The organism is Dolichospermum sp. UHCC 0352, from assembly GCF_009711925.1.
Lineage (GTDB): Bacteria > Cyanobacteriota > Cyanobacteriia > Cyanobacteriales > Nostocaceae > Dolichospermum > Dolichospermum lemmermannii.
On the sequence record NZ_VIKY01000264.1, the window covers coordinates 1 to 310 of the forward strand.

Annotated in this window: 1 pseudogene; it reads left to right on the forward strand. The window is 42.6% G+C overall.

The window, feature by feature from the left end:
• Nucleotides 1-183 precede the first annotated feature (183 nt).
• A pseudogene (locus tag FJR06_RS18820) lies at nt 184-310 on the forward strand (tetratricopeptide repeat protein); the annotation flags it as partial.

Below are 310 nucleotides of genomic sequence, written 5' to 3' on the forward strand. Positions count from 1 at the left end.
CCTACTGACAACTGTACGGGCGAAGCATTTGGAGAACTATTTTTGGCAATGACCGATAATTTATCTTCCAAATGCGACCACTGTACGGGCGAAGCATTTGGAGAACTATTTTTGGCAATGACCGATAATTTATCTTCCAAATGCCTGTCTCTTATACACATCTAGATGTGTATAAGAGACAGAGCCTACAGCATCCGGGGAAATGTCCGTAATGAATTAGGAGATAAGCAAGGAGCAATAGATGATTACACCCAAGCCATTAAGATTGACCCTAACTTATACCTAGCCTACAGCATCCGGGGAAATGTCC